This is a genomic window from Streptomyces mutomycini (assembly GCF_001700505.1).
GTDB lineage: Bacteria > Actinomycetota > Actinomycetes > Streptomycetales > Streptomycetaceae > Streptomyces > Streptomyces mutomycini.
In genome coordinates this window covers 1-7,181 of record NZ_MAPV01000280.1, presented here as the reverse complement: position 1 = coordinate 7,181, position 7,181 = coordinate 1, and the positions used below count along the sequence as shown (strand labels likewise).

The window sequence follows — 7,181 nt, the reverse complement described above, 5'->3', positions numbered from 1 at the left end:
TCCCCGTAGCGCCCGCCCGCACACCCGCGACCCGAACTATGGTGTCCCGCCACATACGCCCTTGACCTGCCCCTTCCTACGGTATGGCGACACGGAAACGTCCCCGCCAACTGTCCGGAAGTGGTATCCATGGCCGCCCCAGCAGCAACCGCTCCCCCACCCCCGTCCAACCTCCGCCGCATCGTCGCCGCGAGCCTCGTCGGGACCACGGTGGAGTGGTACGACTTCTTCCTCTACGGCGCCGCTGCCGCGCTGGTGTTCAACAAGCTGTTCTTCCCCGATTCCGACCCGCTCGTCGGAACCCTTCTTTCCTTCCTCACCTATGCCGTCGGCTTCGCCGCACGTCCGATCGGAGCACTGGTCTTCGGTCACTACGGAGACCGGCTCGGGCGCAAGAAGCTGCTGGTGCTGAGCCTCCTGATGATGGGGGGTGCGACCTTCGCCATCGGCCTCCTGCCGACGCACGCCGCCATCGGTTCCGCCGCGCCCGTCCTGCTCACGGTGCTGCGCCTGGTGCAGGGATTCGCCCTCGGCGGCGAGTGGGGCGGCGCCGTGCTGCTCGTATCGGAGCACGGTGACGCGAAGCGGCGCGGATTCTGGGCGTCGTGGCCCCAGACGGGAGCGCCCGCCGGCCAGCTGCTCGCGACGGCGGTGCTCTCCGCCCTCACCGCTCTCATGTCCGAGTCCTCCTTCGAGTCGTGGGGCTGGCGGATTCCCTTCCTTCTCTCCGGCCTGCTCGTGATCCTGGGACTGTGGATCCGTCTCTCCGTCGATGAATCGCCCGTGTTCAAGGCGGCCCTCGCCCAGGCCGAGCAGCGCAAGGCGGATGCCGCTCCTGCGGAGAAGATGCCCCTGGTCGCCGTCATGCGGCATCACTGGCGCGACGTGCTGATCGCCATGGGCGCCCGGATGGCCGAGAACATCAGCTACTACGTGATCACCGCGTTCATCCTCGTCTACGCGACGACCGCCGCGGAGCTGAGCAAGCAGACAGCGCTCAACGCCGTACTCGTCGCGTCCGCGGTGCACTTCGCCGTGATCCCGATGTGGGGCGCGCTGTCCGACCGGATCGGGCGCAGGCCCGTCTATCTGATCGGCGCCATCGGTGTGGCGCTGTGGATGTTCCCGTTCTTCGCGCTGATCGACAGCAGGAGCTTCGGGAGTCTGCTGCTCGCCGTCACGGTCGGGCTGATCTTCCACGGTGCCATGTACGCGCCGCAGGCGGCCTTCTTCGCTGAGATGTTCGCGACGAGGATGCGCTATTCGGGCGCGTCCATCGGCGCCCAGTTCTCGTCGGTCGCCGCGGGTGCCCCGGCGCCCCTCATCGCCACGGCGCTGCTCGCCGACTTCGGCAGTTCGACGCCGATCTCGTTGTACGTCATCGCCGCCGCACTGATCACCGTACTGGCGATCGTCTGTGCCAAGGAGACCAGGAACCGGGACCTCACGGACATGGAGCCGGAGGACGGCCGGCAGGCCGCGGACACCTCGACACCGCCCGCCGACGCCCGGAGCGTCTGACCGACGGCTCCGAGGGGCCCGGCCTCCACCACTGCCGGGGGAGCCGGGCCCGTCAGGCCTGGGGGGTCCGTGCGAACCAGGTGGGGCCGTCGCTGAGGGACTGCTTGATCCGGAACAGCGAGAACTCGCTCAGCGGCGGCAGGGCGTCGACGTCGAACCACCCGACTTCGAGCGACTCGTCGTCGTTCACCCGCGCCTCGCCGCCGGTGGCCCGGCAGCGGAAGGTGATGTCGACGTACTGGCACCGGTCGCCGTTGGCGTACTGCACGGGCTTCAGCGCCTGGGTGAGGACCACCCGCTCCGCGACGCAGTGCACCGCCGTCTCCTCGTACACCTCACGCTCCGCCGTCAGCGCGGGCTCCTCTCCGGGCTCGCCGATTCCACCGACGAGCGACCACTTACCGGTGTCCGACCGCCGGCCGAGCAGCACCCGGCCCCCGTCGTCGAAGACGACGGCGGTGACTCCTGGCAGCAGGAGGAGCTGGTGTCCCGCGGTGGCGCGGATGTCGCGGATGAAGTCTGGAGTGGCCATGCGAGGAGCCTACGCGGCGGACGTGACGTCCCCCGGGCCGGCCGTCAGGCCCTTCCGCTCCTTCCGGGCGCGCGACGACCGGGCGGCCGCCCAGCCCAGACCGCCCAGGGCGAGAAGCGCAAGGACACCCTCCGGCAGGGTTCCCAGCCGGGTGGCGGGCGTGAGCGAGGACCGCAGGGGTACCTCGTCGACCAGGGCGTCCGGGGTGAACATCTCCGTCTTCTCGACGATCGTGCCGTCCGGCCGGATCACCGCGCTGACGCCGCTGGTGACCGGCACGACGACGGAGCGCCCGTGCTCGACCGCGCGTACCTGGCTCATCGCCAGCTGCTGGTAGGTCATCTCGCTGCGCCCGAAGGTCGCGTTGTTGCTCGGTACGGCGATCAGCTGTCCGCCGTCCTTGACCGTGTCGCGTACGGCGTCGTCGAACGCCGCCTCGTAGCAGGTCACGAGTCCGACCTTCGTGCCTGCCAGGTCGAACACGCCCACCTCGGTGCCGGGTCCGAAGTCGCGCTGCACCCGGTCGACGTCCTTGCTGAAGATCCGTGCGACGGACCGCATCGGCATGTACTCACCGAACGGCTGGATGTGCCTCTTGTCGTAGGTGTCCACGGGGCCGCTCTCCGGGTCCCACTCGATGAGGGTGTTGCGCAGCGGCCCGGTGTCGGGGGCGAGTACGGCGCCGATGACGGTGGGGGCTCCGATGGCCCGCACGGCCCGGTCGATGGCCTCGCGGGCGTCGGCGTTGCGATAGGGATCGAGGTCGGAGGAGTTCTCCGGCCACAGGACGAAGTCCGGCTGGGGCGCCTTCCCAGCCTTCACGTCCCGTGCGAGCTGTTCCGTGCGCTCCGCGTGGTTGTCCAGGACCGCCCGGCGCTGGGAGTTGAAGTCGAGCCCCAGGCGCGGCACGTTGCCCTGGATCGCGGCGACGGTGGCGGTGCCGTCCTCCGGCGAGTCGTCCACGAGCGGGAGGGACGCCAGCGCTGCGGCGACCGGGGCGGCCACGGCGACGGCCGCCGCGACGACGGCGGAGCGGGGCACGGCGCCCGTGACACGGTGGCGGCGGACCTGCCGGACGGCTTCCAGGAGTCCGAAGCCGCACAGGACGACGGCGAACGTCAGCAGCGGGGTGCCGCCCAGCGCGGCGAGCGGCAGGAACGCGCTGTCGGCCTGGCCGAAGGCGATCTTGCCCCAGGGGAAGCCGCCGAACGGGACGCGGGCGCGGAGCGCCTCGTCCAGGGTCCACACGGCCGCTGCCCAGACGGGCCAGTAAGGCAGCCGGGAGACCGCGGCGATACCGACGCAGCCGACGGCGACGAACAGGGCCTCGGCGAGCGCGAGAGCGAGCCAGGGAACGGGGCCGACCTCCTCGCCCGTCCAGTGCAGCAGCGGCAGCATGAAGCCGAGGCCCGCGAGGAGGCCGAGACCCAGCGCCGCGCGCGGCCTGCGTGCGGTGAGGACCCAGCCCAGCAGGGCGAAGCCGGGCAGCACCAGCCACCACAGGGGCCGGGGCGGGAAGCTCGCGTAGAGCAGCGCGCCGGAGAGTACGGCTGCGGCCGGCCGGACGAGCCGCGGCCACAGCTTGCTGCTGCGGGACACGGGGGCGGGCGGCGGTTCGGCGGTGGTGACGGTGGCGCTCACCTGCCGGAGTCTACGGTGGGCGGCTGTGAGCCCGGCAGCCGCTCCTGCCGCCATGAGCGGCCACGGCCGGACTCCGCTCCTGCCGCCGCTGCTGCTGGGGGAACTCAGGATTCCGGGTTCTTCCCGGTGGCCGGCAGGTGCAGCCGCTCGCGGATGAAGCGTACGGCTGCCTCGGCGTCGTCCACCGTGACGGTGAAGCTCCTGCCGTCCCCCAGCCGGAGCACCAGCGCTTCCCCTCGGCGTACGACCACGGCCGTGCCCTGGTCGGGGCGCCACCGGTAGCCCCAGCCGCCCCAATGGCGCGGGGTGACCTTGGGTGCGAAGTCCGCGCCCACCACGTGGGTGAGCAGGATCCGGCGCCTGGGCAGCCCGGCGTGGCCGCAGCGCACCTCCAGGGCGTCACCGTCGACCTTGACGGCCACGTGCACGAAGGCGAGGGTGCCGAAGAGGATCAGGAGTCCGGCGGCGACGCAGCCGATGACGGACATGAGCAGTGGGGCGAATCCGCCGCTCCAGGCCGAGTCGACGGCCAGCTGGATGCCGAGCGCCAGACAGCCCGCCCCCACGGCCGCGAGCAGCCACTGGAAGCGGTTGGTGGCCCGTCCCGTCCAGACCGTGCTCCGGGCCTGGCTCGAACCGTGCCGCGCATTGCCGGGGTGGTCCGTCATGCCAAGCAGCGTACCCACGTTCCGCGCCATGGGGAGGGGCGTGCGGGCCCGGCCGGGCTCAGGTGCCGCTCAGACAGCGGGGCTGACGGCCTTGAGCAGCAGGCCCTCGGCGTAGGCCAGAGCGGGTCCGGTCAGGTCACCGGCGTCTCCTCCGAGGAGCACGGTGAGGGTCCCTGTCGGTTCGGCCGACGGAGCGGGAGCCGCCCCGATACGGCGCAGTGCCTGGGCGGCCACCGCGTCGGCGGAGCCGTGGAGTACGAGTGGCCTGCTGCCGGCCTTGCCGCGCTCCACCGCGGCGCGGATGCGCGCGGCCACCAGTTCGTAGTGGGTGCAGCCGAGGACGACGTCCGTCACCCCGGCCGGCGTGAGGGAGGCGGCGGCGGCCACCGCGCGGTCGATCGCCTCCTCGTCGGCCTGCTCGACCGCGTCGGCGAGACCCGGGCATGGCACCTCGGTGACGTCCACGGACCGTGCGAAGTCGTTGATCAGCCCACGCTGGTAGGGGCTTCCGGTGGTCGCCGGCGTGGCCCAGATGGCGAAGGGCCCACCGCCCACGGCGGCCGGTTTGATGGCGGGCACCGTGCCGATGACCGGGAGCCCGGGCTCCAGCTCGGCCCGCAGGGCCGGCAGGGCGTGGACGGATGCGGTGTTGCAGGCGACGATCAGGGCGTCCGGCTTGTGGGCCGCGGCTGCCCGCGCCACGGCGAGCGCCCGCCGGGTCACGTCCTCGGACGTGCGGGGCCCCCAGGGCATCGAACCCGGGTCCGAGGACAGCACCAGATCGGCGTCGGGCCGTAGCCGGCGTACAGCGGCCGCTGCCGCGAGCAGGCCGATTCCCGAGTCCATGAGTGCGATCTTCACCCGGTCACCATAGTCGACAGCCCTTGCGGCACCGCCGTAGTGGGGCACACTTCGACGGATGAGCGCCGTTGCCTGGACCGCCGTGGGTTCGCTGATCGTGTGGGTGTGGCTGTTGCTGGGCCAGGGCTTCTTCTGGCGGACCGACCAGAGGCTCCCGGTACGCCGGGACCCGGCGCGCTGGCCCTCGGTGGCCGTGGTCGTCCCCGCGAGGGACGAGGCCGAGGTCCTGCCGACGAGTCTGCCGTCTCTGCTCGCCCAGGACTACCCGGGTGACGCGCAGGTCTATCTGGTCGACGACTGCAGTGGTGACGGCACGGGCGAGCTCGCCCGGGCACTGTCCCAGCGGTACGGAGGGCTGCCGCTGACGGTGGTGACGCCCGGTGAGCCCGAGCCGGGGTGGACGGGCAAGCTCTGGGCACTGCGGCACGGCATGGCGCTGGCCGGGCAGCGGAAACCCGAGTTCCTGCTCCTGACGGACGCCGACATCGCTCATGAGCCGGACAGTCTGCGGGAACTGGTCGCCGCGGCCGGTACGGAGACCGGCGGCTTCGACCTGGTCTCACAGATGGCCCGGCTGCGGGTGACGAGCACGTGGGAGCGGCTGGTCGTGCCGGCCTTCGTGTACTTCTTCGGGCAGCTGTACCCGTTCCGCCGGGTGAACGGCAAGAAGTCGAGGACGGCCGCGGCGGCGGGCGGCTGTGTGCTGCTGCGCGCCGGAGCGGCCGAGCGGGCGCGGATTCCGGAGTCCATCCGTCAGGCGGTCATCGACGACGTGTCCCTGGCGCGCGCGGTGCGGCACAGCGGGGGCCGCATCTGGCTGGGGCTCGCCGAACGGGTGGACAGTGTGCGGCCCAGTCCACGGCTGGCGGACCTGTGGCGGATGGTCGCGCGCAGTGCGTACGCGCAGTTGCGGCACAGTCCGTCGCTGCTGGCCGGCACGGTCCTCGGCCTGGGCCTGGTCTATGTGGCGCCACCCGTCACGCTGGGCGCGGGGCTGCTGACCGGCGATCCGGTGGCCGCGGCGGCGGGCGGGGCGGCCTGGGCGGTCATGGCGGGGACGTACATGCCGATGCTCGGGTACTACCGGCAGTCGCTGTGGCTGGCGCCGCTGTTGCCGTTCACCGCGGTCCTCTACCTCCTGATGACGGTGGATTCCGCCGTACAGCACCACCGTGGGTCCGGTGCGGCCTGGAAGGGGCGTACGTACGCCCGCCCCGAGGCCGCGCCGGAGCCCTGAGCCCTGTGGCCCCGGGCGGCCGCGCCCCGCCCGGGGCGGGGTCACTTGCGCCCGGGGGTCCAGTTCATGCCCCACCCGTAGGCGGCGTCGATGGTCCGCTGGGGGCTCACGCCGCGCTGGGGGACGAGGTAGCGGGCCTCACGCTGCACGGTGAGGTCGCTCCCGTCGCTGGTGATCAGTGCGAGCGCGCACACGGTGGAGGGCACGGTGCATTCGTCGAGGGAGAAGTCGATCGCCGCACCGTTCTGCGGCTGGAGGGTGACCGTGGCATGCAGATCGGCGAAGCTGCGGGCGCCTTCGTAGACGGTGACGAAGATCAGAACACGGCGCAGCCGGTCCTTGTGGTCGAGGTTGACGGTGAGGTTCTCGCCGGCGGAGACGGCGCCGGTACGGTCGTCCCCGTCGAGGTGGATGTACGGCGGTTGCCGCAGGGAGCCGTAGGCGTTTCCGAGTGCCTGGACCACGCCCTTGCTCCCGTCGGCGAGTTCGTACAGTGCGCAGAGGTCGAGATCCAGGTCCCCGTGCATGGCGACGGCCCTGCCGAGTTTCGCGCCCCAGCCCTTGAACTGCTTGCGCACCTCCCAGTTGAGATTGACGCGCAGCGCTCCGGACGTGCCGCCCTGTTTCGACAGTGATACCGACGGTGCTTCCTTCGTCAGCGTGACCTTGGTCAGCCGTACGGCCTGCACGACGGGCGGCTCGGGCGGGGGCGTGGGGGCCG

General features: G+C 71.9%; 7 protein-coding genes. 2 read left to right on the top strand and 5 right to left on the bottom strand.

Annotated features, from left to right (window positions below):
* Positions 1-129: 129 nt before the first annotated feature.
* Positions 130-1,521, top strand: coding sequence for an MFS transporter (locus BFF76_RS29355; RefSeq protein WP_031100073.1), 1,392 nt, complete (start codon positions 130-132; stop codon positions 1,519-1,521).
* Positions 1,522-1,573: 52 nt separating this feature from the next.
* Here BFF76_RS29355 and BFF76_RS29350 read toward each other — a convergent pair whose 3' ends face one another.
* The 4 genes from BFF76_RS29350 to BFF76_RS29335 all read right to left on the bottom strand — a co-directional run bounded on the left by BFF76_RS29350 (position 1,574) and on the right by BFF76_RS29335 (position 5,223).
* Entirely contained in the window at positions 1,574-2,053 is a 480-nt protein-coding gene (locus BFF76_RS29350; RefSeq protein WP_031100074.1) for an NUDIX hydrolase, read from the bottom strand.
* A gap of 9 nt (positions 2,054-2,062) precedes the next feature.
* A complete protein-coding gene (gene lnt, locus BFF76_RS29345) occupies positions 2,063-3,694 on the bottom strand; it encodes an apolipoprotein N-acyltransferase (protein WP_065849439.1) in 1,632 nt (543 codons plus the stop codon).
* A gap of 104 nt (positions 3,695-3,798) precedes the next feature.
* Positions 3,799-4,362, bottom strand: coding sequence for a hypothetical protein (locus tag BFF76_RS29340; RefSeq protein ID WP_053930122.1), 564 nt, complete (start codon positions 4,360-4,362; stop codon positions 3,799-3,801).
* 69 nt (positions 4,363-4,431) lie between these two features.
* Positions 4,432-5,223, bottom strand: a complete 792-nt coding sequence (locus BFF76_RS29335; RefSeq protein WP_031096741.1) for a glutamate racemase — start codon at positions 5,221-5,223, stop codon at positions 4,432-4,434.
* A 58-nt stretch (positions 5,224-5,281) separates the two neighbouring features.
* On the opposite strand from BFF76_RS29335, the gene BFF76_RS29330 reads away from it, so the two are divergent.
* The gene (locus BFF76_RS29330) at positions 5,282-6,460 is read left to right on the top strand and encodes a glycosyltransferase (protein ID WP_065849438.1); all 1,179 of its coding nucleotides are present in this window, start codon (positions 5,282-5,284) and stop codon (positions 6,458-6,460) included.
* A gap of 41 nt (positions 6,461-6,501) precedes the next feature.
* Here BFF76_RS29330 and BFF76_RS29325 read toward each other — a convergent pair.
* A partial coding sequence (locus tag BFF76_RS29325; RefSeq protein ID WP_420877233.1) for a TerD family protein occupies positions 6,502-7,181 on the bottom strand: 680 nt, incomplete at its 5' end.